General features: G+C 48.0%; 21 protein-coding genes and 1 tRNA gene. 13 read left to right on the top strand and 9 right to left on the bottom strand.

Annotation, left to right across the window (positions count from 1 at the left end; genetic code table 11):
* Nucleotides 1-23: 23 nt before the first annotated feature.
* The 7 genes from G8759_RS20275 to G8759_RS20245 all read right to left on the bottom strand — a co-directional run bounded on the left by G8759_RS20275 (nt 24) and on the right by G8759_RS20245 (nt 9,602).
* A complete protein-coding gene (locus G8759_RS20275) occupies nt 24-1,334 on the bottom strand; it encodes an MFS transporter (protein WP_167211549.1) in 1,311 nt (436 codons plus the stop codon).
* A 14-nt stretch (nt 1,335-1,348) separates the two neighbouring features.
* Entirely contained in the window at nt 1,349-2,215 is an 867-nt protein-coding gene (locus G8759_RS20270; protein WP_167211546.1) for an alpha/beta fold hydrolase, read from the bottom strand.
* Nucleotides 2,216-2,355: 140 nt separating this feature from the next.
* On the bottom strand, nt 2,356-2,811 hold the full coding sequence (locus G8759_RS20265) for a hypothetical protein (protein ID WP_167211543.1): 456 nt from the start codon (nt 2,809-2,811) through the stop codon (nt 2,356-2,358).
* A gap of 308 nt (nt 2,812-3,119) precedes the next feature.
* The gene (locus G8759_RS20260) at nt 3,120-3,485 is read right to left on the bottom strand and encodes a LytTR family DNA-binding domain-containing protein (protein WP_167211540.1); all 366 of its coding nucleotides are present in this window, start codon (nt 3,483-3,485) and stop codon (nt 3,120-3,122) included.
* A 206-nt stretch (nt 3,486-3,691) separates the two neighbouring features.
* The gene (locus G8759_RS20255) at nt 3,692-4,021 is read right to left on the bottom strand and encodes a LytTR family DNA-binding domain-containing protein (protein WP_167211537.1); all 330 of its coding nucleotides are present in this window, start codon (nt 4,019-4,021) and stop codon (nt 3,692-3,694) included.
* Nucleotides 4,022-4,480: 459 nt separating this feature from the next.
* Entirely contained in the window at nt 4,481-8,485 is a 4,005-nt protein-coding gene (locus G8759_RS20250; protein ID WP_167211534.1) for a hybrid sensor histidine kinase/response regulator transcription factor, read from the bottom strand.
* A gap of 352 nt (nt 8,486-8,837) precedes the next feature.
* On the bottom strand, nt 8,838-9,602 hold the full coding sequence (locus G8759_RS20245) for a tyrosine-protein phosphatase (protein WP_167211531.1): 765 nt from the start codon (nt 9,600-9,602) through the stop codon (nt 8,838-8,840).
* A gap of 117 nt (nt 9,603-9,719) precedes the next feature.
* On the opposite strand from G8759_RS20245, the gene G8759_RS20240 reads away from it, so the two are divergent.
* Both G8759_RS20240 and G8759_RS20235 read left to right on the top strand, forming a co-directional pair.
* Nucleotides 9,720-11,477: a T9SS type A sorting domain-containing protein gene (locus tag G8759_RS20240; RefSeq protein ID WP_232073882.1), complete on the top strand. Its 1,758-nt coding sequence runs from the start codon at nt 9,720-9,722 to the stop codon at nt 11,475-11,477.
* A 59-nt stretch (nt 11,478-11,536) separates the two neighbouring features.
* Complete coding sequence (locus G8759_RS20235) at nt 11,537-13,564, top strand: thioredoxin domain-containing protein (protein WP_167211528.1); 2,028 nt, start codon at nt 11,537-11,539, stop codon at nt 13,562-13,564.
* 81 nt (nt 13,565-13,645) lie between these two features.
* On the opposite strand, the gene G8759_RS20230 is transcribed toward G8759_RS20235, so the two are convergent.
* Complete coding sequence (locus G8759_RS20230; RefSeq protein ID WP_167211525.1) at nt 13,646-14,071, bottom strand: secondary thiamine-phosphate synthase enzyme YjbQ; 426 nt, start codon at nt 14,069-14,071, stop codon at nt 13,646-13,648.
* A gap of 33 nt (nt 14,072-14,104) precedes the next feature.
* On the bottom strand, nt 14,105-14,695 hold the full coding sequence (gene ruvC, locus G8759_RS20225) for a crossover junction endodeoxyribonuclease RuvC (RefSeq protein ID WP_167211522.1): 591 nt from the start codon (nt 14,693-14,695) through the stop codon (nt 14,105-14,107).
* Nucleotides 14,696-14,741: 46 nt separating this feature from the next.
* Between ruvC and G8759_RS20220 the strand changes: the two genes are divergently transcribed.
* The 11 genes from G8759_RS20220 to G8759_RS20170 all read left to right on the top strand — a co-directional run bounded on the left by G8759_RS20220 (nt 14,742) and on the right by G8759_RS20170 (nt 25,104).
* Nucleotides 14,742-15,704, top strand: coding sequence for a lysylphosphatidylglycerol synthase domain-containing protein (locus G8759_RS20220; RefSeq protein ID WP_449448593.1), 963 nt, complete (start codon nt 14,742-14,744; stop codon nt 15,702-15,704).
* Nucleotides 15,701-16,822 carry a glycosyltransferase family 2 protein gene (locus G8759_RS20215; protein ID WP_167211516.1) on the top strand — a complete coding sequence of 374 codons (1,122 nt, stop codon included), beginning with the start codon at nt 15,701-15,703 and terminating at the stop codon, nt 16,820-16,822. Before G8759_RS20220 ends, G8759_RS20215 begins: the two co-directional genes overlap by 4 nt.
* 107 nt (nt 16,823-16,929) lie before the next feature.
* Nucleotides 16,930-17,577: a polysaccharide deacetylase family protein gene (locus G8759_RS20210; protein ID WP_167211514.1), complete on the top strand. Its 648-nt coding sequence runs from the start codon at nt 16,930-16,932 to the stop codon at nt 17,575-17,577.
* Nucleotides 17,564-18,583, top strand: coding sequence for a glycosyltransferase (locus G8759_RS20205; RefSeq protein ID WP_167211511.1), 1,020 nt, complete (start codon nt 17,564-17,566; stop codon nt 18,581-18,583). The genes G8759_RS20210 and G8759_RS20205 overlap by 14 nt, the downstream gene beginning before the upstream one ends.
* A gap of 74 nt (nt 18,584-18,657) precedes the next feature.
* On the top strand, nt 18,658-19,479 hold the full coding sequence (locus G8759_RS20200; RefSeq protein WP_167211508.1) for a TatD family hydrolase: 822 nt from the start codon (nt 18,658-18,660) through the stop codon (nt 19,477-19,479).
* Nucleotides 19,480-19,527: 48 nt separating this feature from the next.
* The gene (locus tag G8759_RS20195; RefSeq protein ID WP_167211505.1) at nt 19,528-20,598 is read left to right on the top strand and encodes an asparaginase; all 1,071 of its coding nucleotides are present in this window, start codon (nt 19,528-19,530) and stop codon (nt 20,596-20,598) included.
* Between the two features lie 71 nt (nt 20,599-20,669).
* Nucleotides 20,670-20,756, top strand: a tRNA-Ser gene (locus G8759_RS20190).
* Nucleotides 20,757-21,019: 263 nt separating this feature from the next.
* The gene (locus G8759_RS20185; protein ID WP_167211502.1) at nt 21,020-22,237 is read left to right on the top strand and encodes a phage integrase SAM-like domain-containing protein; all 1,218 of its coding nucleotides are present in this window, start codon (nt 21,020-21,022) and stop codon (nt 22,235-22,237) included.
* A 136-nt stretch (nt 22,238-22,373) separates the two neighbouring features.
* On the top strand, nt 22,374-23,186 hold the full coding sequence (locus tag G8759_RS20180; protein WP_167211499.1) for a S1 family peptidase: 813 nt from the start codon (nt 22,374-22,376) through the stop codon (nt 23,184-23,186).
* Between the two features lie 180 nt (nt 23,187-23,366).
* On the top strand, nt 23,367-23,816 hold the full coding sequence (umuD, locus tag G8759_RS20175) for a translesion error-prone DNA polymerase V autoproteolytic subunit (RefSeq protein WP_167211497.1): 450 nt from the start codon (nt 23,367-23,369) through the stop codon (nt 23,814-23,816).
* 1 nt (nt 23,817) lies between these two features.
* Nucleotides 23,818-25,104 carry a Y-family DNA polymerase gene (locus tag G8759_RS20170; protein WP_167211494.1) on the top strand — a complete coding sequence of 429 codons (1,287 nt, stop codon included), beginning with the start codon at nt 23,818-23,820 and terminating at the stop codon, nt 25,102-25,104.
* Nucleotides 25,105-25,109 lie beyond the last annotated feature (5 nt).

The following is a 25,109-nucleotide window of genomic DNA, read 5'->3' as shown; positions in this document are numbered from 1 at the left end:
TACTTGCTTCCGGGGCTGCAAACTTACAAAACTTCTGCGTTCTCCAAACGTACACCGTAAATTTTTTGTGATGGAATTCGCATTAAAAGTACAAACCCGATCACGAACAGGACTAACAGGGCCAGAACACTGTTGCGCATACTGCCCGTTACCTGCTCGATCAGACCGTAGACCAGGGTGCCAAACACGATGGATAATTTTTCGGTTACGTCGTAGAAGCTGAAATAGGAAGCGGTATCGTTCGAAGCCGGAATCAGTTTAGAATAGGTCGAACGTGAGAGTGATTGAATACCGCCCATAACCAGCCCAACAACGGCAGCAAGGGCAAAAAACTGGGATTCGGTTTGTACGAAATAGGCACAGGCACAGATCGCGATCCAAATGACTACAGCCGTCATCAGGGCGTAAGTGTTTCCCAGTCGTTCCGATAATCGGGAGAAGCCATAGGCACCGGGAATGGCAACCAGCTGGATGAGCAAAATCGTAATAATTAAGCTCTGGCCGGGTAGTTTAAGCTCGTCGCTCCCGAAAATGGTTGCTACGTACATTACCGTCTGAACGCCCATGTTGTAGACAAAAAAAGAAATCAGAAACCGTTTGGCCAGCGGTCGGTCCTGAAGTTCAGCCCAGACGTGGCGCAGTTCTTTAAATCCGTTCAGAATGTAATTGCCCGCTTTTTTTACCTTCCTTGTTCCGTCCGGTAGTCGACTGAACGGAATTTGCGCAAAACCGATCCACCAAAGCCCGACCGTCAGAAAAGCGATACGGGAGGCCATACCTTCGGAGATATTACCAAACCAGTCGCGTTTAAGGATTACGAGCAGATTCAGGATCATCAGCGCAACACTGCCAATGTAGCCCATCGAAAAACCGCGGGCGCTCACCCGATCGAACTGGTCTTCGGTGGCGATGTCGGGCAGGTATGAGTTGTAAAAAACAATACTGCCACTCCAGCCAATCAGGCTCAGCCAGAAGCAGATAACGGCTAACGTGGTCGTTTCCTGAGTGAAAAAATAGAGCAGGCTACAACTAATGGCCCCCGTATAGCAAAAAAACTTCATGAACGTTTTTTTCTGTCCGCTATAATCGGCGATGGCCGAGCAAACAGGCGACAGCAGGGCCGTAAACAGGAAAGCCGCCGAGACGGTATATGAAAAGAGGACCGAATTTTTGATCGAAAGCCCCAGAAAGTCAATCATCGGGCCACCAGTCTCATTGAGGGCGGTAGCCGAAAAATAAACGGGAAAAATACTGGATACAATGACCAGTGAATGCACCGAATTAGCCCAGTCGTAAATGGTCCAGGCTGTCAGGATACGGGGGACGTTTTTCATTTTGAATAAGCCAATTACTTAGTCGCTAATTCACTTGTTAAAAAGTTTATGACGGCCTTCGTAAATGCATGATTTGAGTCTCCGGCAACCATATGGCCGGCATCGGCTACACTGACGCTCTGAACATGAGGCACTGTATCTAAAAATTCGATCATCACCTTTTCACTCACAACATCACTGATACCACCCCGCACAATCAACGTCGGAACCGTCAACGAGTGGGCAGCCCGGTAGAGTCGTTCTTCGTTTCGGGTATTGTGAGCAGGTCCCGTATGCTGGCGCCATAAATTGAGCATGCTAGGGTCCCAATGCCAATAATACCTGCCCTGACGAAAGCGAAGATTTTTCTCAAGGCGACTATGATCCGACGGTCGGGGGCGATGGGGAAGATAGGAGGCTACTGCTTCCGCAGCTTCGTCCAGACTGGCAAAGCCGTTCAAGTTGCGACTCATAAACGCAAAAATTCGCTCGATGCCCTTCTGCTCCGCGCGCGGAGCAATATCGACGAGAACAATGGCCGAACAGATAGGGTCAGTATCGGCTGGCCGTTCACCTTCGGCGATAAGTGCCGTCATGCCACCCATCGATGCACCTACCAGAGCAGGTTTCTGGTTGAGTTGAGCAATCACAGCCCGTAAATCACGGGCTAAGTAGTCAATCTCGTAATGCCCCTCGGTCGACCAGTCGCTATCACCGTGGCCGCGTGCATCGAGAGCGATCGCATACCAGCCGGCATCGGCCAGAAAGCGTGCAGTATCGCCCCAAGAATGGCGTGTTTGCCCACCCCCATGCAGCAGTAAAACAGGCGGGTTGGCGGAGTCACCTTCAGCGTCGGCTGTGACAAAGAAACCCGGCTCTGTTTCAAATCGGAGAATTGGCATATTCTATTGGCTGTGAATGGATTCTATTGGGATCAGCTTTATCGATCAGCCAAAGGTACACACGATATAAATTCAATTATCGCCAATTGTGAATTTCTAAAACAGCTTTATTTGATCTTCAAAGCTGATGGGTACAAAACTCACAGCGAGGGGGCGAATTCCAGATTAATGTCCGATTGTACGCCACTGACTGGAGCCCGCTGGCGGAGTGTAAGTTTAGTCCGGTTCAGTTCCAGAATTGGGAAATTGCCTTTAAAACCCGTTACGTCCACATCAATTGACTTATTGTCGGCAGCCAGTTTCCAGGTCCCACCGTTCGGAATCTGACCCGTTAAATGATTGATGGCTTTAACGGTATTGTCGGCATAAAACTGCATATCCAGCTCGAAAAGAAGGAGTGTCGTTGTATTCATCTGGTTCTTGCCAATAGTCTGGTCATTGCTGGTTGCTACTCGCTGAAGCAGCCATTTATTAGAAACCAACAGCTCAGTTTGGGAGGCAGCTGTGGGGGCCGGGTTATTGCCGTCATCATTTTTGCAGTTCAAAAGACCGGCAATCAACGACATCAGGAGGATAACAATGCGAAAGTGTTTCATAGTAGAGTAATAGCGGATATACATGATTTTTCTGATGGATAAAACGAACGTAACCGAACTATTCGTTTACCGCTAATCCATCAGCCGCCCTAAAATTCACTAGTTTTAGGGAAAAAACATAGCTATTTTTCGAAGAAAGAACTAGAGAATCGCTAAAGCAAAAGCAAGTCTGTCTAAAAATAGATCGTAAATCCTGCTGATGGCTGAGCTGTAAAAAACAAAGTCCTTTCGCTCACCGCCGAACGAAAAGAGTCAAGTAGAGTAAGAGAGAATCCTCAGCAGTAGAGCGACAAAGTCGAACTATTGCATCAATTGGCCCAGGTTAATCGTAAGGCTGTAATAACCACTTTGGCCTGTCGACGGGATACGGGTATGATGATCTGTTTGTTATTTAGCTGTACCGTCAAATCGGTATTGCGTAGATTTTCATGCCGGATATTGACAATATAGGCCGGATTAACCGCGTACCCTTTATGAACCCTCAGTAGATTTGGACGTAATGCCGATAATCGCTTAATCGAATAGCTCATTAGATCAACCTGGCCATCCTCGTAATAAATATAAGTGTACTGAACCGAACCCCGGAGATAAACTATCTGCGTATTTGGTCTCAAATGCGTAAAAGATGGAACTTCAACGCGGTAAAGGCTGGATGGATTGGTAAGTGTAGACAAAAAAGTAGTGATTATAAGGCTTATTTATTTTAAAATGAGCAGATAAGTCGTCGATATAGAGGCATGAACATTCAGTTTGGTTGCAATCGTCATTTATTTAGTTCGTAACCAGATTACAGGGTGCGAAATAAGTAGCTAACTTTATGTATATAATAGGGTGATTAATGGATAATTTTTCGTAGATCGCTATTATTGGTCATTCAGATTCAAGATTGCTGCCCCAGGAAGGTTTCAACTTCCCTGATACGCCGGCGGGATACTTCAAGGCGCAAATTCGTTTTCATGACAACATGGCCAATTGGTCGTTTTCCCATTTTTAGCTGATATTGATTAATAAATCCTGGATTGATAAGGGCATGCTTATGAATCCGAAGTAATTCAGGCCATCGCTGAGTAAACCAGCTAAGCGTCCGGCTAACGTATAAACGCTCTCCATTTATCAGGTGTATATAGCTATAATTCCCATCAGCTGTGACAGCGATCACACTGTCTGGCTCAATCTGGTGGCGTACGCCAGCACCGGGTCTTGCTTGCATAATCTATACAGGATCGTGTGAATATTTAGAGAGTAGTAGACGTCCTACTTAGAAAAGGGTTGAGTACAAATCGTTTTGCAAATTGTATTTTTCCGTTCGGATGTGTTTTTGGTTGGCTAAAGTTCGGTTTGAAAGAGATAGAGAGCCTGCTCAGAGTAAACCCAGCCTGGGAAGTAAACGTGTGGATATAGGCAGAAAGCGATATTGATTGTTCGTTGGCTTTGTCAACTGAACAGGGCTCTACGGTTGCATGGGGAAATCCCCTCTTTAACAACCCAAAAGTATCCAGAGGCTACAGAAAAGCGCTTATCAATTTGGGACAGATTCTATCAAATTTGGGACATATCCCTCTTTTTAGCATTATTTAACACATTTAGGCTAAAATTCAGGCCAAATGAAAAGCCAGGCAGACTAGATGGATCGAGTAAAAATCAAGGCTGGAGCTTGCCGATGTTTATATTAATTTGACAGGAAATCGGAAGGTGGTTTTTTGTAATATTCCTTGAAAACAGTAGAGAAGTGCGATGGCGTTTTGAAGCCAACAAGATAAGCTGTTTCCGTAGCATTATGACCAGACCTTAATAAGTCGACGGCTTTCCGGAGCCGGAAATGACGGATCAATTCGTTTGGTGCCAGATGAGTCAGGCTGTCAATTTTGCGATAAAGTGTTTTACGGCTCATCGCCATTTCATCGGCCAGCCAGTCAACTGTTAGGGAGTTGTCGCTAAGATTTTCTTCCAGTAACTTATAGATGCGATCCAGAAACAGGTTCGGCGTTGGTGCGGATAAGGCCACTGCATTGGGCTGGATGAGTTGCTGATGATATTGTTCACGCAGTTTCTCCTGACGCCTGGTCTGATTGCGTAAACGCAACTGAAGTTCACCCAAATGGAATGGTTTACTCAGGTAATCATCAGCACCTTCTCCTAAACCCATTATACGATTGGGCTGCGATGCTTTGGCCGTAAGCAGGAGTACGGCAATGTGGTCAGTTGATGGATCGCTTTTGATACGGCGCGTGAGTTCATAGCCGTCCATAACGGGCATCATTACGTCCGATATCACGATGTCGGGGAGTTCGGTCTGCGTTAAGTGCCAGCCTTCTTCGCCATTCGATGCCGTAATGATCCGATAGGAGGTTGCTAGTTCATTAGCCAGAAACCCACTCAGATCATAGTTATCTTCGACCAGGAGCAGTAACGGAGCCGACGAAAGATCAATCGGCGCAGTCTCAGCGGCAACATCCCTTGAACTGGTCAATAACACAGGGCTGCGATCCGTAATGAGCGAGTGGGAGGAGGGTAAAGTAGATACAGGAACCTCATCGTCAATTGTCGCTTGTTGCACCGGTAAACGCAGGGTAAACGTAGTGCCTTTACCAGGTTGACTTTCGACATCAATTGTGCCGCCAATCAGCTCGGTTAATTCTTTGACTAAAGCCAAGCCAATACCTGTGCCTTCATACGCACGGGTATGTGACGTATCGACCTGATAAAAACGGTCGAAAATATGCGTGAGGGCTTCAGCGGGAATGCCCGTACCCGTGTCTGAAACGATGAGTTGTAAGGTCGTGGTTTGCTCGTCCGAAATAGAATCAGCTAACGGCTTGAGCGAAACCGTAATAAGCCCGCCTGATGGCGTAAATTTTATCGCATTCGAGAGCAGGTTGAGCACTATTTTACTCCACTTGTCGGCATCAAACTGTTGTTCGTCCGGCAAGTTGTCAGTCGTAAAGGTTAGTTGTAACCCTTTTTGGTCAGCAGCGGGCTGAAAAGAGTCGACAAGTTGCTGAACGAAATCCTCCACTTTACCATGCATCAGTACAACGGGCATACTGGCGGCTTCAAGCTTGGCTAAATCCAGGAGTTGGTTGATAAGCCCCAGTAATTGCTGGGCATTCCGGTTCACCAGCGATAAGATCTGACGAATTGGCGGATTGATGTCTGTTTCCTGAAGCAGCTTTTCAACGGGTGAGATGATCAATGACAATGGTGTACGAAACTCGTGAGTAATGTTGGCAAAGAATCTGTTTTTCAGTTCATCGACGGTCTTAAGCTGCTCGGCTTCCCGTCGTTGGAGTTCTATCTCCTGCCGCTGACGAATTCGTTCTGTCTGGAAACGCAGGTAACCCAGAATGAGGCCACCGGCCAGGAGTGCATACCCAAAATAAGCCCAGTAGGTAGCCCACCAGGGCGAACGAATGGAAAGATGAACAACGGCTTTTTTTTCATTCCAGAGTCCATCACTCGTCGAGGCTTTTACCTGGAATGTATAGTCTCCGGGAGTCAGGTTTGTATAATTGGCGAAATGGCGCGTACCACTCTGAATCCAGCTTTCGTCAAGCCCAACGAGCCTGTAGGCGTACCGGCTTTGCTGGGGAAGGGTATACGTTAAAGCGGCAAACTCAAAAGACAGAAAATTCTCATCGTGATTCAGACCAATGATCGTATCTGTCAGCGGCCTGCTCTGATTCATCACTTTAAAATCGGTGAGGACCACGGGGAACGAGCTGCTATTTTCCCGAATGCTATCTGGACTAAACGAAATGAGCCCGTTCAAACTGCCGAAGTAAAGTCGATTATGGTGGCTAAAGACCGCATTTTCCAGAAACTCATTGCTGGCAAGTCCAACATTGTAGTCGTAGGTTCTGATCGTTCTTGTACGGGGATCAACCCGGCAGAGACCCTTGTTGGTAGTTACCCATAAATAACCTGCTATATCGCCTGTTATACCCACAACACGATTACTGGGAAGGCCATCCTGAGTTGTAAAATGGGAGAATAAGCCAGTTCGGGGATCGAAGCGATTCAAGCCGCCCTGGTTTGTGCCTGCCCAGATTATGCCCTTCGTGTCCTCATAAAAGGTGAGAACTTCATTGTTGTTTAACTGGCCAGCTGTTAATCCGGCCTCATAATGCGTAAAGTACGATGTCTTTGGATTTAATCGACTAATTCCCTTGCCATTTATGCCCACCCAGATATCGCCCGTTCGGCTGGCCAACAGCGCATAGACGAACTTGTCGGGGAGCCCTGCTTTATTGCCTGGGTCATGTTTGAAATAAGTGTACTGACGGGTACTGGGATTAAAGGACGCGATACCGCCTTCGCCCCCGATCCAGATATGGCCGTTTGGGGCTCGGCTGATTAATTGACCAGGGACCTCAGCTGGGTAACCTTCGTATCGATTTGATAGCTGGTGATACTGGTATAAACCATCCCAGGTGCTAAACCAGATGCCTGCCGATGAGTCGGGCAACATCGAAAAAATATAGTTCGTGTGCTGATTCGTGGTTCCAAAAGCAGAGGCAGGAATCGCCATTGGTCGTTTCTGAGCCGCATCGGTTCGATAAACCGTATGCTGATTGCTGAGCCAGAGTTGATTTTTTTTGTCGATCAGCAGCGTATTGACTTTATTTTCCAGGAGGTTGGCCGAACCAATACTCGATTTCACCTGATAGATAGCAAATGGCTTTCGATTCGAAGCCTGCTGATCAATTCCATTATCCGTGCCTGCCCATATCGTGCCGCTTCGATCGCAATAAACGGTTTGAACATTCGTACTGCTCAGGCCATTCGGTTGATTACTCTCAGGCCTATACGTCACAACCTGGTGAATCTTCGGATTAACGCACTGTAAACCATCGGTTGTACCGACCCATAACCTACCCTGTGCATCACTACGGACAGCATTCAGACAGATGTATCGATTGATGCTGCCATTCGGATTATAAGCCATCAACTGTAGGGAAGGGCTGCGTAGGTTCAGTTGGAACAATCCATCCCCGGCAGTACCGAGCCAAAGCGTCTGACTGGCATCCAGATAGAATGAATTAAAGACCGGCTGCTGCCCATTTTTTGCGGACCAGGTTAGCTGCTTGTATGATCCGGTTACCCGGTCGAAGGCATACAACCCTTTAAACGTAGCTACCCATAAACGATGTTGGGGGTCTTCAAAAACGCTTTTAATGGGCATCTCCTGTAGTGGCGACGGATATAGCCTGAAGTAATGCCTGTTAGGGTCATACCGGGCAAGGCCATTATATGTACTGAGCCAAAGCAGGCCATGACTATCGGAAAAGATCGATAATTGGTTATTCCATCGATGGGCATTCTGGCCCCGAATCGCATGGGGGATCATACGGCCGGTTTTTCGATCAACTTCATACAGACCGCTTCCTTCCGTTACGGCCCATAAGCGGTGCTGTTTGTCTTCACAGAGTCCTGATACCCGATTACTGTGGAAACTCGTAGTAAGCGTTGCCGAATTGGGCTGAAAGACCGTGAAGGTGTAACCGTCGTATTTATTGAGTCCATCGTTAGTGCCGAACCACATGAACCCATCACTATCCTGAAGAATGGAATTGACCGAATTGTGAGAAAGCCCATCTTTAATCGACAGGTGGTTAAAGCGAATACCGGTTGTCTGGGCCAAGGCAAGCGGGCATACTAAAACCAGTGTAAGCATGAGTAGTAGGCGAACAGGGTTGGTTCGATGCCTTACCCATTGAATTTTGTCTATTTTCCATGCGGAAACGAAGCTCTTTCTACGCACAAACCGACGTAAGAACCCCTTGAAATTTAACAAATCGATTCGTATGGTTAGGTTGGGTCGGTGGTATTGGTTTGGCATTCGTGCTGATTGACAATACTATCTGTCAGTCAATATAAGATTATTACTCATATCGTTCTACTTATTTTGTTTTACTGGTTTTGGCTTACTTCTGGATAATCAAGACCCGAGCCAAAACTGATAGCGTTAGGCTAAATCAATTGAAATCAGACAATTCGTTATGTACCTGTTAATTCGATTCAGAAAATTAGATCATCAACGACGCATTGAGAAGCGGTTGTTCTTCCAGCAGCTTGAGGTCTGATGGTTTGAATAAACGTTCCATGGTTTTCAGGTCGCCGGGTCGGTGCAGATCACTACCAATAAAGTCGATACAATGCTGATTGAGTAAATACCGCGCCTGTTTCTCCACATGGGAGCCATAACGTCCGCAAAGGGACATCCAGTTTAGTTGAAACAAACAGCCAATGTCCCGTAACCGCATTAAAACCGCTTTGTCGGTGTGATAATAGACGTAACGTTCGGGATGGGCTAACACGGGGATGTAGCCGTGCGTCTGGATGCGAAACAGCATATCATTCAGGCGAAGAGGAGGAGACGACCAGCCCGTTTCGACGAGAATGTAGCGTTTATTGCCAAAAAAAAGAATATCATTCTTGTTAAGAAAATCCAGAAAGAAGTCATCGAGAAGATACTCAGCGGCAACCTCGATGGTTAGGGGAAGCTGTTCCTGCACAATGAGTTCCTGTACAGTTGCCAACCCTTGCCGGATAGCAGCCGTACCATTGGGATACCAGTCGCGGCTAACGTGTGGGGTCGTAATGACTTTCTGAATACCCCAATCAGCTAGTTGCCTGAGACAGATCAACGTATCTTCGGGACTCTTAACGCCATCGTCCAGACCGGGCAATAGGTGTGAATGTAGGTCAACCTGCCAGAAACAAACATTCTGTTTCGTGTCGGGGGACTTAGCGTGTGGAATAAATCGTTGCCAAAAGCTTTTCGTAAGCATGTAAGGACAAATGTACGAAGTTCGTTGTTACTTACGTAATGGTTTGGTTAAACACATTGTTAAACTGAAAGGCAGAGTGTAGGACAACCTTACTCCTTTGGGCGTCTGGTCTGATCAATGAAGACGATAAAGCCCGAGAAGTTTAAATACGAAGCACTAAAGGCTCAGAAAAAGCCGAATCCATCGTTTCACGAGTTTTTTAAGATAGTTTTGGCGAAAAAATGCAGTATGCGTGTTCCGATTATTCTTTTTGCTGGCTATATCGTTTGTTTACTGGAATTACTTACTCCCGATTCGGTGGCCCAGACCGTCTGTGCCGACCGATTGACATTTACCCCCGTTAGTCAGCCGAATCAGATCGAATGGACTAAATTTCCAGATTTTACATTGCCGTTTCCAGTCATATATGGTGGTCCCCGCTTTACGGACCAGCAGGCAAGCCCGCTTCGGCATGGCTTCAGTCATTTGGTTACGGTGAAGGATAATGAAATTGGCTCATTGGTAACGGCCCAACAACGAGCTATTGTTTATTATGGCTTTGCGACTGGGATTAATCAGCCCTGGGAGACACTCTCCAGTCCCTGGAACAATGACCTGAACGCTTACAGAACGAAATGGGACAGTTATCTGGCTAGCCTGTCGGGAGGACAAACGAATTCGGCCGGGCAATATAGAATACCTTTCAACCGATTCTCGCTCGATATTGAACGCATATTGCCCAGCGATACGCGAATCCTTAACCTTAAAAAAGAAACATCGGTGCCCGCCGTTTACCGCCAGTTATCGGATGCCGATTTTCTGGCAGCCTACAAGAATGCCATTCGGAATCTCTACGCCGAAGGGCTCAAATACGTTCGCCTGCATACCGATCTAACGAATACGATCGTCAGCAGTTACGCCGATACACCTATCCTGAATACCTATCTTAACGTGATTGGCAACAGCTGGACCGACTGGACGACGAACCTGAGCCGGGTTAATTACCTGGTGAAAGATTCGACGGATCGTGGGGTGGGTGGGCCCTATTATACCCAACTGGACGCGTTGTCGCCATCATCCTACTATTATTACGACTATCCGAATCCGTTGGCACGCGATTATCTGTCTTACCTGCTGTTTCAGGTGGAGGTGAATCGGGCCTGGAGTAATAAACCTGTTGTGCCCTGGGTTTGGCTCCGGTATCATGACAGTTCGAGTAGTTACCCAAATTTCATTCAGCCGTTTATGGCGGAAGCTACGGCCATTTTTCCTTTTTTTTCGGGTGCATCGGGCCTGTGGCTTTGGGAAAATCCGGGGCTCGAACAAACCCGGACCGATACCTACGCAGCTTATGAACACTTCACGCATGGGCTCTATCGGCTTTCGCGGTTTGCCGATATGTTTCAGGGAGCGTATGAACTGGTCATTGAAACGCCCGCCCGCGATCTTATGGATAAAAAACTGCCTGTTTGGCGTGGGGTGGTTAAGGAGAACAACATCCTGATTGCGGCTCAAAACTCCTACGCCGAAGAAGGGCAGAAAACCAGCCTTGTTGTGCGGTATAAAAACTGGCAGCGAACCATCGAACTGACTGGACGAGAGGTGTATCTCTGCCGATTCGACATGAGTGCCGTTACGGCAACTGAGCCGGTACTGGGTTCAGTGACGGTATCGCCGAATCCTGTTAGTACTGTAGTTACCCTAACATTTCCGCAGTTGCCAAACACCCCAACCGAACTTGAGTTATTTACTATACAAGGCCAGAGCGTCGTAAAAAAGGCGGTTAACAGTGTTAAGGAGCTGTTGAATGTAGCGCAACTGCCCGCCGGTTTATATATACTCAGAATTCAAAACACCACAGAAAGTCATACCCAGCGGATCTTAGTAACCCATTGAGGTAAAAGTCCGCATGAATTGCGGATAAAAAACTACTGCCGTAAACTGCCTACTTCGTTATGCCCAATCAACTAATAAACGAAACAAGTCCCTATCTGCTTCAGCATGCCCATAATCCGGTTGACTGGTATCCGTGGAGCGAAGAAGCATTAAACCGGGCCATTACAGAAGATAAACCTATTCTGGTCAGTATTGGCTATTCGGCCTGCCACTGGTGCCATGTGATGGAACGCGAATCGTTCGAGAAGGAAGAAGTTGCACGGGTAATGAACGAAAAGTTTGTCTGCATAAAAGTGGACCGGGAGGAACGCCCGGATGTTGACGCCATTTATATGGATGCCGTTCAGGCGATGGGCGTACAGGGGGGCTGGCCGCTCAATGTGTTTCTGATGCCCGATGCCAAGCCATTCTACGGTGTCACGTATCTGCCCCAGAAAAACTGGGTGAACCTGTTAAGCAGTATCCGCGATGCTTACGAAGAACACCGACCTGACCTTGAACAATCGGCCGAAGGATTTGCCCGCGAGCTTAACCTGACCGATGCCGACCGCTACGGCCTGACGCAAAGTGATCCCTTATATTCGCCCGAAACGCTCGATGTGCTCTACCGCAAGGTGGCCGTTAAAGCTGATGACGAAAAGGGCGGAATGCGCCGTGCACCCAAGTTCCCGATGCCCAGCATCTGGCGGTTTCTGCTTCGCTATTATGACGTTACGGGCAATGATGCGGCTTTGCACCAGGTGCGACTAACCCTCGATAGAATGGCGCTTGGTGGTATTTATGATCAACTGGGCGGAGGATTTGCCCGCTACTCGACCGATGGCGATTGGTTTGCCCCTCATTTCGAGAAAATGCTCTATGACAACGGACAACTACTGACGTTGTATGCCGAAGGCTATAGTCTGACCAAAAGTCCGCTATACCGGCATGTTGTGTATCAGACAATAGCCTTTGCGCAACGGGAGTTATTAAGTCCGGAAGGGGGCTTCTATTCGGCGCTTGATGCCGATAGCGAGGGCGTAGAAGGCAAGTTTTATACGTTTACGACACCAGAGCTTCAGGCCATTCTCGGCGATGATTATGACTGGTTTGCCGATTTATACAATCTTACTGATGAGGGCAACTGGGAGCACGGGCGAAATATTCTGCACCGGACAGAATCCGATGACTCCTTTGCCGAGCGTATGAGTTGGGAACTGGCTGACTTGAATGTTCGACTGGATGCCAGTCATACACGACTGATGCGCGTGCGTGATGAGCGAATCCGCCCCGGCCTTGATGACAAGATTCTCTGCTCCTGGAATGGGCTGATGTTGAAAGGGCTGGCTACGGCGTACCGGGTGTTTGGTGAACCCGAGTTTCTGGCACTGGCGTTACGCCTGGCGTATTTTCTGCTGAAAAACATGCACGATAGCCGGAATGGTCGTCTCTGGCATACCTACAAAAATGGCCGGGCCCGGCAGACTGGTTTTCTTGATGATTACGCGGCCGTTATCGATGGGCTAATCGCGCTCTACCAGGCTACGTTTACCGAAAGCTGGCTTTCTGAAGCGGACCGGTTAACGCAGTATGTACTGACAAACTTTGCTGACTCAGATCCCTCTGCCGATGATCTGTTATACTTCACGGATAAGAACGGCGAAGAACTCATCGCCCGTCGTAAGGAACTGTTTGACAATGTGATCCCTGCGTCAAATTCGATAATGGCCGAAAATCTGTATGCGTTAAGCCTGCTTCTGGAACGGCCAGCGTATGCTGAGCGGGCCGACCGAATGTTGGGTCGTGTGCAGCCTCTGGTTCAGCAGAACGCCGATTATCTGACTAACTGGGCTTCCCTGTTTGCCTTACGAGTCAGACCAACGGCTGAAATCGCCATAGTTGGACCTGGTGCTGAACAGCTACGTACTGAGTTGGACGCCGAGTTTTATCCGAACAAAGTGCTCTGTGGCACAACCGAAAAAAGCGATCTTCCCCTGTTGCAACAGCGTGGCGCGATTGGCGGCAAGACCGCCGTTTATGTTTGCTACAACCGGGCCTGCCAATTACCGGTAACGAGCGTTGCGGAAGTGTGGCAGTTGCTTCGTTAGATGTCAGTGAGCAGTGGTAGTCTTCAGTTGGCAGTAAGCAGTTACGCCTTCTACTGCCAACTGAAGACTGCCACTGCTCACTTATTCTTCACCCCAGGCTGTTAGAACGAGCGTTCGGCGACCGCCATTGTTGCGATGTTCGCCTAAGTATATGCCCTGCCAGGTTCCGAGGTTTAGCCGTCCATTTGTGATCGGTATGGAAACAGAATGGCCCAGCATAGCCGCTTTCAGGTGAGCAGGCATGTCGTCGGAGCCTTCATAATCGTGTTGATAATAGGGGGCATTTTCGGGGACTGTCTTATTGAAAAAACGCTCAAAATCGCCCCGGACCGTTGGGTCCGCATTTTCATTGATGGTCAGACTGGCCGAGGTGTGCTGAATGAACACATGCAGCATCCCAATCCGAATCTGTTGGATGTCCGTAAACTCGCGTTCTACAAGGCGGGTAATCAGGTGAAAGCCGCGGGGGTAGGCGGGGAGATGAATGGTTTTCTGGAAGGTAGGCATACGTAGTTCAGGCAATACGAGCGCGAACAAACACTACAGTATCCGGTCCGAATTTTCACTGACAAATCCACCCCACGCGCCTTTTTTCGTCTTCTTGCCCGATACTTTTGGCAACGCATTTTCGTGAAAATGGTGGCAGACCGCAATGGCGAGCGCATCGGTTGCATCAAAAAACTTTGGGTCCAGGCTCTCACGCAGCAAGTGGCTGACCATTTGTGAAACCTGCTCCTTGGTGGCGTTCCCATTACCCGTCACCGACTGTTTAATGCGCCGGGGCGCGTATTCGACGATGGGTATATTGCGCGATAAAGCAGCCGCCATAACAACCCCCTGTGCCCGGCCTAACTTAAGCATGGCCTGCACATTCTTGCCGAAAAATGGATCCTCAATTGCCATCTCGTCGGGGTGGTATTCGTCTACCAGTCGCAGGATGGTTTCGTAGAGTTTCTGGAGCTTCAGCTGGTAGGTACTATATTTGCTCAATTGAACAACACCGTACTGAATCATGGTCATTACCCCCGCTTTTACCGAAATAATGCCATAACCGGCAATCTGTGTGCCCGGATCGACTCCCAGAATTATTTTTTCCGGGAGAACATTAGCTGGCTTGGGAGTAATTATCATGGACGTGGCGTTGTGCTCTTTGCAAAGTAACGTGTTCTCCTACGTTTTGTCGCTGAAACCATCTAAAAAAATCATCTTTTGGGCTAAAATCATCGTTTTTGCCGGACTTGTGACCTATATCGGTTACGTATTAAGGCAACAGCAGTTCGATTGGTCCATTGTGCAGCACCAGCTCCGAACGGTCGCTCACCCCGAACGTTGGGCAGTCGCTCTGCTCGTACTCACACCCATTAACTGGGGGTTTGAAGCGCTTAAATGGCAGATTCTTCTCCGTCGGATCGAAGGGGTCAACTTTTGGGGAGCTTATAAGGGCGTACTGGCCGGTGTCGCGCTGGGGTTTGCTCTTCCTGCCCAATTGGGCGATACGGCTGGCCGGGTGCTATCGCTGCGTACCAACCGAACGGGTGCGGTGGGGGCTTCGCTGGTGTCGGGCGGTATGCAATTCTATGTCGCCCTGGTATTCGGAACTGTAGCCTGGGCGCACCACCTGACGGTAGTGCCAGAGCGGGCATCATCGGGTGGAAAACTTCTGCTTCTGATCCTGGTCGGACTTTCGGGAGGGGGCATCGTTTTTGGATTAGTCCGCCGTCCACTGATCCGCTGGCTGGAATATAGAGCAGGAGCGGGTCGATTTGCGGACTTTTGGGTTGTGGCCGGGCAGTACGACGATCGTGAAATTGCACTGGCTCTTGGGGCTGCTACCATTCGGTATCTTGTCTTTTCTGTTCAGTTTTATCTGGCATTTCGATTGCTCGGTATCGTTTTGCCTGTGGCTGAATCTGCGTCAGGTATTGGGTTAGTATTTCTGGCCAAAACGATTACACCAGCGTTTAATCTCCTGAGTGATCTGGGAGTTCGGGAAGCCGCTTCCTTATGGGTCTTTGCCCCATTCAACGTACCCGCTCCCGTATTATTGACGGCTACATTAACGGTATGGTTCGCGAATGTGTTAACGCCGGTTCTGGTAGGATTGATCTGGGTATGGAAATTGAAACTGACCGCTGAATGACGACTATCCTGCTGGCAGTTAGCCTTCTTTACGCGCTTTTTACGTTCACGCTTTGGCTGAGCTGGCTCCGGATGCCCACTTTTAACGCTACTGGCGGTCTTGAAGACGGGCCACGCATTACGGTTATCATTCCGGTTCGCAATGAGGCAGACAACATTAGGGCCTTGCTGGATGATCTTGCCCGACAGACCTATACCAATTTCGACGTGATCGTGGCCGATGACTCCTCTACGGATCAAACTTTGGCTATCGTTCAGGAATACGCCCACACCGCTAGGTTTCCGCTGCATGCGCTGGCGCTGGCCGATGAGCGAACTGCGTCACCCAAAAAGCGGGCGATTAGCCAGAGTATCGCTATGGCGCGGGGTCAACTGATTGTTACGACCGATGGCGATTGCCGGGTCGGCCCGGACTGGCTCCTGACCATTGCTGCTTTTTACCAGAAAACGGGTTTGAAACTAATCTCAGGCCCGGTAACTTTTACAACCAATCGTACCCTTTTTGACTCCCTGCAAACAGTTGAATTTGCGAGCCTGATTGGTTCTGGGGCCACTACAATGACACTTGGGCGGCCAACCATGTGCAATGGTGCTAACCTTTGTTATGAAAAACAGGTTTTTATGGAAGTAGGCGGATTCGCTGGTGTCGATCAGCTTGCATCAGGCGACGATGAGTTCCTGATGCACAAGATTGCGGCCCGATACCCGACCGGTGTCGGATTCCTGAAAAGTGCTGATGCCCTGGTCAGAACAATGCCGCATCATTCGTGGTCTGCATTTTATAACCAAAGGAAACGCTGGGCCAGCAAATGGCGTATGTATCAGAGTTGGAGCCCGACAGTGCTGGCTGTATTTATTTTCCTGAGCAATGCGGCTCCTGTAGTAGCATTGGCTGGCTGGATAGCTGGTTTTTTTACCGGAAACACAACTCTTTTCGTTGTTGGACTGAAGGTTCTGCCAGAGTTTTTGTTTTTACGTCAGGTTCTTGTTTTTTTACAAAAAAAATCGTCGGTGATCACCATACCACTGACGCAATTGATTTACCCATTCTACGTCGTGTTCTTTGGACTGGTTGCTCAGGGCAAAGGGTATCGCTGGAAGGGGCGGGAACTCAGTTGAACGGGTTTTTTGGGCTTACAGGCTTTAGCGTACGATAGTCACCAGGTTAAGGTGTCAACTCCAGATTCTAAAAACTATAAACCGAAAGCCACAAACGATAAACTAATTTGTCTTTCTTTCTGCATAAGTCAAATTTTTTGCTCCGAACGGTTTATCCCGAGTTCTGGTGGAAGATCGAGGACAGCGCCGAACCAACCATTTATCTGACGTTCGACGATGGGCCGATTCCGGAAGTGACGGAATTTGTTCTGGAGCAACTGGATCGATACGCGGCTCAGGCGACTTTTTTCTGCATTGGCGACAATGTCAGAAAACACCGCGATATGCTCTATAAAGTCCTCGAAGCAGGCCATATGGTCGGTAACCATACGTTTAATCACCTGAATGGCTGGAAAACAGAGGATGAGAACTATCTGAAAAATATCCAAAAATGCCAGCAGCAATTAGGCGTTGAAACCTCCCTGTTTCGCCCACCTTATGGACGAATCAAAAAGACCCAGGCAGCCGAAGTGATGGAAAATTATTCCGTGGTGATGTGGGATGTGCTGAGTGGCGATTTCGACCAGCGTTTGCACCCGGATGTCTGCCTGCGCAAAACAATCCAGTATACCGAACCCGGTTCCATCGTTGTTTTTCACGACAGCCTGAAAGCATGGCCGACAATGCGTTATGTTTTGCCGCGCATGCTGGCGCATTTTGCCGAGCGGGATTATTCATTCCGCGCTGTTCCACAACCCGTTTATGCCGGATACTGATCGACAGCTCATCAGCGCAAATCCATCTGTCAGTATCCTGATTGCTGCCCGTAACGAAGAAACAACCATCCTGAGTTGCCTGGAAGCTATTGCACGGCTTAATTTTCCGCCCGATAAACTGGAGGTGCTTATCGGCAATGATCAATCGACGGATCGAACCGAACCACTTGTTGCAGCTTTCATTGCCGATAAGCCACAGTACCACCTGCTTGCTATCTCGGAGACACTTAACGGGCTAAGTGGAAAAGCAAATGTGCTGGCGCAACTGGCCCGTCAAGCGAAAGGAACGTATCTTTTTTTTACCGATGCCGATACGCAGGTTTCTTCGGCATGGGTATCTGAAATGTTCCGGAGTCTGACGGGAAAAGTTGGTATTGTAACTGGCGTTACCCTCCCGGAAGGCCCAAAGCTGGTTGATAAACTTCAAACAATAGATTGGCTGTATAGTCTGACGCTGACATTCCTGGTCAGTGCTATGGGTATTCCGGTTACGGCCATGGGAAACAACATGGCCGTGAGTCGAACCGCCTATGAGTCTGTTGGTGGATATGAATCATTGCCTTTTTCAATAGTCGAAGATTATACGCTGTTCAGGTCCATTGTTCAACAGGGGTTTGACTTTCGGACGGTTCTGAATGAGGAGGTATTGGCCCGGACAAAAACAGTCGATACGCTTCAACAGTTTTTACATCAGCGGAAACGCTGGATGCGCGGAGCCGTTCAACTCCCCGTTTGGATGGTTATCTCACTTTATGTTCAATACATGATTTTGCCGGTATTGCTGATACTAGTTTTTATCAGTCCAATACTGGCTGTTGGGTTGTATATCGTAAAATTATTCGTTCAAACACTTGTGATTTCGTTCGGTTTAAACCGACTGCGTCAAACCAAGTTGTGGCGCTATATGTTGCTCTTTGAAGTATACCAGCTAATCATCGGGCCAATTGCGGTCTTATTTTACTGGTTACCAACACAAATTACCTGGAAAGGAAGAAGTTATAGGTAGACATCGGCAGGTACTTTACCGCAGAGGACCGCTTTGCGGGCTGCCCCCTGAAAACGGCTCATTCACGATTGACTATGATACTTATTGACACCCACGCCCATATTTACGACCCTCAGTTTGACGAAGACATTGCTCAGGGAGGTCGGAATGCTATGCTGAAACGGGCCGAATCGCAGCAAATTAGTCAGATATGGATGCCCAATTGTGCCCGTGAAACCGTTCCGGGTATGATGGCTTTGGCCGAACAATATCCCGATCGATGCTTACCCATGATGGGGCTGCACCCAGCCTATGTAAATGATACAGTTGAAGACGAGCTGGCCGCTGCTGAGGAATACCTGAGCCGGAACGCCTTCATGGCTGTAGGCGAAATTGGGCTGGATTTCTATTGGGATATGACGTATGTCGAACAGCAGTTTGCTGCCTTCGAAACCCAGCTCCGGTGGGCGGCAGAACAAAACCTGCCCGTTTCCATGCATACTCGTTCCGGTCATGATCGGAATGCATTTATGGAAGCTGCTGATATCATAGAGAAACTAGCCCTTCCCGGACTGACTGGCATTTTTCACTGCTTTGTTGGCACGCTCGACGAAGCGAACCGCGCCATAGAGATGGGATTCAAGCTCGGCATTGGGGGTGTTAGTACGTTCAAAAATGGAGGATTGGACAAAGTACTGCCTCATGTTGATTTGGCGCATATCGTTCTGGAAACGGATGCTCCATATCTGGCTCCTGTTCCTTACAGGGGCAAACGTAACGAGCCATCGTACATTCGGATTATTGCGCAGTGCGTGGCCGATCTCAAGAAAATTAGTATTGACGATGTGGCTCGTCACACAACGGCGAATGCATTATCACTTCTTCCGTCGCTCTACGCCAATTTGCTTCCGCAGTGAGTCAATCCGAACAAAAAAGTAATCAGCTATATTCATTACACGTACCGAATGCCATACAAGACAGTTCGCATAAATCCAGTTCTACCGAAACAGCCCCGTTCGTCGGTTTTAGTCATTTATACCGGGGGAACATTCGGGATGGTCTATGACCCCAAAGCAAGCCAGCTGATCCCCTTTGATTTTGAACAGGTACTGGATCGTGTTCCAGAGTTAAACCGACTCGACATTGAAATCACACTATTAACGCTTCACGAGATCATCGATTCGTCGAATATGAAACCCGCCGTCTGGGTCGAACTGGCCCACTTAATTGAGGACAACTACGATCAGTACGACAGTTTTGTGATCCTTCATGGTACCGATACGATGTCTTACACGGCTTCGGCGTTGAGTTTTATGCTCATCGGTTTGAATAAACCAGTTATTCTGACGGGGGCACAATTGCCGATCGGTATCGCACGTACTGACGCCCGTGAAAATTTTATAACTGCTCTGGAGATTGCCGCTGCACAGGAAGATGGGCGTCCGGTCGTGCCGGAAGTATGCGTTTATTTTAACTCATTTCTGTTGCGGGGAAATCGATCGACAAAGCATGAAAGTGTGCAGTTCAATGCGTTCACGTCGGAGAATTATCCCCATTTGGCCACGGCTGGCGTTAGCATTGACTATAACAGACCCTATATCCGCCCGTATCAATCCGATTGGTCGCTACGGATACGAACTGTGCTGGATCCAAACGTAACGATCCTGAAACTATTTCCTGGGATCACCCAACCGGTTGTCGAATCGATTGTAAACATCCGGAATTTGCGGGGTATTGTGCTCGAAACATTCGGTGCTGGCAATGCCCCAACCGATAGCTGGTTTTTGGAGACGCTGAAAGAGGCAACTAATCGGGGCGTTGTACTCTTTAATGTATCACAGTGCAATGGAGGGCGCGTTACCCAGGGACGCTATCAGACAAGTAAGATGCTTCAGCAGATCGGCGTAGTGAGCGGGGCCGATAGTACGACCGAAGCGGCCATTACTAAACTGATGGTTTTGCTGGGTCAGGAAAGTGATCCGGCTCAGGTTCGATTGCTTCTTGCCCGATCACTTAGTGGCGAAATAAGCGAATGAGCGCTATTTTTTTGTTGAATCGTATTGCGTCATAACTAACAATCGTGCATATTTGCACTCCCAAACGAGAAAGAGAGCTGCCGGAGTGGTCGAACGGGTCTGATTCGAAATCAGAAGTACTCGCAAGGGTACCGGGGGTTCGAATCCCTCGCTCTCTGCACAATAGACTGAAACGTTACCTGATGCCTGATACGAAGCTGTATCAGGCTTTTTTTTTGCCCTATTGTAAGAATAAGCAACTGATATTCTGAATTGAGTTCAATACTGGTCTCACCTTAACAGGACTGGTTACACCACTTGCTAAACATGATGATCTGTTAGTAAATATTGTGCCGCTTACTCAATGGTTTGTAGAGTAATGGCCTGCAAATAGTCCACACCCCCGCTGTACCAAATACAGCGAAACATGATTATTTCAAGAATGGAATTAAGCTTTTGGAGACGTCGAAGTAAACAGAAGGGGAAAACCCAAATTTACTGCCGCATTTCAGTAGCGGGTGAGCGGGTCAGCATCGGCAGTACTGGCCTGACAATTGACTGGGATCACTGGGATGGTGAAAAGGTAAAGATCGCTGATCAGGAAGCGTACTTCAAAAATGAGCATCTAGACACGATGCGCAACCAACTGAGGGCTATATTTAATGACCTTTTTAGAAAAAGGGAGACCATTACAGCTGCCAAAATTAAGCGGATCTATTTAGGCCAAGGCGGTTCCGTCAGCTTGCTCTCCGCCTTCGACTTCTACCTGAAAGAGTGCCGCTCCGACTCAGAGCGCAACCTTGACCCGGAAACCATTACGGTTTATGACAATGTCCGGAAAAAACTCACCGATTTTCTCATTGCGAAAAAAGCTCTCGATCTGCTGGTAGAAGACTTTGACCTCAGTTGGGTAAAAGCGTACCGCAACTGGATGAAAAAGGTTAGGCTCCACAGTGGTAAAATCGGACATGCCGACAGCTACGTTGCCAAGCAAACCCAGACGATTAAAAACGTGATGATCTGGTCAAAACTCAATAAATTAGTCGATCGTAATCCCCTCGACGGTTATAAAGTAAAGGGAATCGTCTACGATGATCCCGTATTTTTAACCGAGGAAGAATTTACCAGGCTCCGGGCGTACAAATTCCGAAGTCCCCGGCTCCAGCAAATTGCTGATGTGTTTGTGATTTTGTGTCGGACTGGCTTTCACTATGGCGATTTACAGGATTTTATCAAACAGCACAAAACGGCTACTCGGCGCGGTATCGATGGCGAAGTCTGGATCATGAAAGCCCGAATTAAAACGGAGGTGACTTCTAAAGTCCCGGTTTTTGATGAGGTGAATGAAATTATTCAGAAATATGGTGGCTGGGAAAAGCTCCCACTGGTCAGTTTGCCCAAGTTCAATTTCTGGCTCAAGCTGCTCGCAGCGGAATTGAATCTGCATCCGGATCTTTCGAGTAAGGCAGGGCGTAAAACATTTACTGACTGGTGTTTTAATACGCTGAATCTAACCACAGATGCGGTAATTGTGCTCTTGGGACGAAAGACAGCTGACGGCCTCGAGGTGTACGGCAGGCCCGACGAACGCCGGGTTTCCTCAGAACTGAAAGGGAGCGAAGTGATGCAACAGCGAAAGCAAAATAAGAAAGCATCGTGAAAAAGCCTGGTCATTCGGCCAGGCTTTTTTTATATTGAAAGATATAGCTTGGTAGACAACCTAAATGCAAAAAAAAACATCTACTTATGGATAGGATATATTCATTAAAATCAGCCTTATAAATCGATTAGCACATATGAAACTCTATCTTCTAGTAATTGCATCCACGCTATTGTTACGAATCTCCTTTGCTCAAATTATAATTCGCCCTGAAACAGTTAAGAGTCTCTTACTTGTAAGCTTTAAAGATACTACTGAGGTTGGTCGAGGGACTGGATTTGTCATTAAATCAAAGACTAGATTTTATTTAATAACTAACTGGCATGTAGTAACCAATAAAGATCCGAAAACCAAAAATTGGATAGATAAAGAGAAAGCTAAACAAATAGAACCCAACAAATTAGCCATAATTCACAACGGAAAAAACCTGGGTGATCATGTCATAAAATGGGAAGCTTTAACTGACTCAAAGGGGTTGAAACAATTTAAAGAATATAATCTTGGTGCCGGAATGGTCGATGTGATTGCTTTACCATTGAAGGATACAATTCCTGATTTGACAATATATACAGTTGATTACCATCCTTTACCCGATTCAGTTTATCTGTCTCCGACCGAGCGTTTATTTGTTGTGGGCTTCCCGCTAGGGATTACAAGCAACTCTTCCTTTCCAATTTGGAAATCTGGTTTGATAGCTTCGGAACCAGATTTAGATCAGGAAGGTAAACCGATAATATGGATTGATGGAGTTGGCTATCCAGGCATGTCAGGTTCACCCGTATATTTTTTAACAGACAAGTTGATTTATAAAAAAGGAGGTTCTTTTAATAGCGTTGGCCCTCCCATAACATATTTTATTGGAGTATATAGTCATATATACCCCAGTATAGGCCTTGGAGCGTTGTGGAAAGGAACATATTTGAAAAGGCTGTTCGACCAGCTCCCATAATTTAGTCAAAAAATATATTTTAAAAAAGGGCCTGTTCATCGCGATCAGGCCCTTTCTAATTCGTTTGCAAAGCCGCCAATGAACCACTAAAGGCGATGCCCAAAGATACGAATTTATGCGCTTTGTTTGCTATAAATATATTTTAGTTTTATCATAGCGGTAATTCTTTTGCAAACCGTTATGAGAGACCAGATTGACCACCTTAAACCTGGCAGTATTGTCAAGGCAGGGGTATCAACCAGATACCTGATTCCTTTCTTTTCTTCAATGGTGCAGGGCGGCTTTGCCTCGCCGGCTGAGAACTATATTGAGCGCCGACTGGACCTCAATGACCTCTGTATTTCACACCCTGAGGCCACGTATTTTGTGCGCGTCACGGGCGACAGCATGAGCGGAGATCGCATTGAACCCGGTGATGTACTTGTCGTCGATAGCTCCCGAAGCCCATCAGAGGGCAAGATTGTTGTCGTTTTCTATGACGGAGGCCACAGCGTCAAGCGCATCCGTTACGTGGGTAATATGGTCATGCTCGAATCCTCCAACCCCAACTACACCCCTATCTATATCCATGCTGGTGAAGCCTTCTCGGTCATGGGCGTCGTCACTCATAACATCCAGGCCCTTCGGTAATATGTTTGCACTCGTCGACGCCAACGCCATGTACGTCTCCTGTGAGCGAAGTTTTAACCCGGCGCTCATTGGTAAGCCTGTTATTGTACTCTCGAACCGTGATGGTTGCGTTGTCGCCCGTTCGGATGAGGCCAAAATATTAGGGATAAAAATGGGCCAACCTTTCTTTGAAACCCAGGAGCTGCGGGAGCAGCACGACATCGCCGTGTTTAGCTCGAACTATACGCTGTATGGGGACATGAGTTCCCGACTGATGAGTCTTTTGAATCAGTTCGTGGAGGACGTGGAAGTATATTCGATTGACGAGGCCTTTCTGCAGGTGGATGGCTACCAGGGGTTATACCCGACATTTCAGGGCCTGGGGGAATCGATTCGAAAGACAGTCAGTCAATGGCTTCGGATTCCAGTGTGCGTGGGCTTCGGTGCTACGAAAACGCTGGCTAAACTGGCTAACAGGATCGCGAAGAAACGCCCCGAACTCGGTGGTATCTGCGTAATTGATAGCGTAGAAACGGCTAATGAAATCCTCTCCAGCTTCAAGGTTGAGGATTTGTGGGGCATTGGGTACCGGTATGCCCGAATGCTTAAGAAACACGGCATTGAAACAGCTGCCCAGCTACGAAACGCGAACGATGATTGGGTGCAGCAGGTGATGACTATTAACGGCTTACGACTTGTGCATGAGCTCAGGGGTATGCCCTGTCGAATGTTGGAGGTCAATGCACCGCCAAAAAAGACCATTTGTGCCGCTCCTTCGTTCGGCAAGATGATTCCTGATTTTCGCCAAATTCAAGACGCGTTAACCAATCATCTCTGTAGAGCGGGCGAGAAGCTTCGACGACAGGACTCGCTGTGTGGTTCCATTACGGTCTTTATTCACACGAACCGCTTTCGCAAAACACCAGGCCGCCCGGATCTGCCCAGTAAGCAGTATTCCAATTCCCGATCGGTTGATTTGCCCCATCCGACCAGTAGCACACCCGAACTACTCCGGTACGCCATGGAGGTGCTCAAATCCATTTATGCACCGGGCTACCAGTATCAGAAAGTAGGCTTGATTTTATCTGATCTTGTGCATGGCGATTATCGGCAGAAAGGGGTATTCTCGGAAGGGCCGGACGAGCGGTTGATCAAGCTGGCTAAAGTGATTGACCGGATTAATCACCGGCACGGCCAGGACAAATTGAGGCTGGCCAGTCAGCTTTACAATCCGGAATGGCCTATGAAACAGTCCTACCTGTCGAAACGCTACACGACCAACTGGAAAGAAATCTTACAAGTGAAATAGTAACT

Source organism: Spirosoma aureum (assembly GCF_011604685.1).
In the GTDB taxonomy this organism is placed as follows: domain Bacteria; phylum Bacteroidota; class Bacteroidia; order Cytophagales; family Spirosomataceae; genus Spirosoma; species Spirosoma aureum.
This window is presented reverse-complemented; position numbering and strand designations above follow the sequence as displayed.

Excerpts from the sequence above, each read along its gene's own strand:
- G8759_RS20275 (WP_167211549.1), bottom strand. The coding sequence starts at position 1,334 with ATGAAAAACGTCCCCCGTATCCTGACAGCCTGGACCATTTACGACTGG.
- G8759_RS20270 (WP_167211546.1), bottom strand. The coding sequence starts at position 2,215 with ATGCCAATTCTCCGATTTGAAACAGAGCCGGGTTTCTTTGTCACAGCC.
- G8759_RS20265 (WP_167211543.1), bottom strand. The coding sequence starts at position 2,811 with ATGAAACACTTTCGCATTGTTATCCTCCTGATGTCGTTGATTGCCGGT.
- G8759_RS20255 (WP_167211537.1), bottom strand. The coding sequence starts at position 4,021 with ATGCAAGCAAGACCCGGTGCTGGCGTACGCCACCAGATTGAGCCAGAC.
- G8759_RS20250 (WP_167211534.1), bottom strand. The coding sequence starts at position 8,485 with ATGCTTACACTGGTTTTAGTATGCCCGCTTGCCTTGGCCCAGACAACC.
- G8759_RS20245 (WP_167211531.1), bottom strand. The coding sequence starts at position 9,602 with ATGCTTACGAAAAGCTTTTGGCAACGATTTATTCCACACGCTAAGTCC.
- G8759_RS20240 (WP_232073882.1), top strand. The coding sequence starts at position 9,720 with ATGAAGACGATAAAGCCCGAGAAGTTTAAATACGAAGCACTAAAGGCT.
- G8759_RS20235 (WP_167211528.1), top strand. The coding sequence starts at position 11,537 with ATGCCCAATCAACTAATAAACGAAACAAGTCCCTATCTGCTTCAGCAT.
- G8759_RS20230 (WP_167211525.1), bottom strand. The coding sequence starts at position 14,071 with ATGCCTACCTTCCAGAAAACCATTCATCTCCCCGCCTACCCCCGCGGC.
- ruvC (WP_167211522.1), bottom strand. The coding sequence starts at position 14,695 with ATGATAATTACTCCCAAGCCAGCTAATGTTCTCCCGGAAAAAATAATT.
- G8759_RS20215 (WP_167211516.1), top strand. The coding sequence starts at position 15,701 with ATGACGACTATCCTGCTGGCAGTTAGCCTTCTTTACGCGCTTTTTACG.
- G8759_RS20205 (WP_167211511.1), top strand. The coding sequence starts at position 17,564 with ATGCCGGATACTGATCGACAGCTCATCAGCGCAAATCCATCTGTCAGT.
- G8759_RS20200 (WP_167211508.1), top strand. The coding sequence starts at position 18,658 with ATGATACTTATTGACACCCACGCCCATATTTACGACCCTCAGTTTGAC.
- G8759_RS20195 (WP_167211505.1), top strand. The coding sequence starts at position 19,528 with ATGCCATACAAGACAGTTCGCATAAATCCAGTTCTACCGAAACAGCCC.
- G8759_RS20185 (WP_167211502.1), top strand. The coding sequence starts at position 21,020 with ATGGAATTAAGCTTTTGGAGACGTCGAAGTAAACAGAAGGGGAAAACC.
- G8759_RS20180 (WP_167211499.1), top strand. The coding sequence starts at position 22,374 with ATGAAACTCTATCTTCTAGTAATTGCATCCACGCTATTGTTACGAATC.
- umuD (WP_167211497.1), top strand. The coding sequence starts at position 23,367 with ATGAGAGACCAGATTGACCACCTTAAACCTGGCAGTATTGTCAAGGCA.
- G8759_RS20170 (WP_167211494.1), top strand. The coding sequence starts at position 23,818 with ATGTTTGCACTCGTCGACGCCAACGCCATGTACGTCTCCTGTGAGCGA.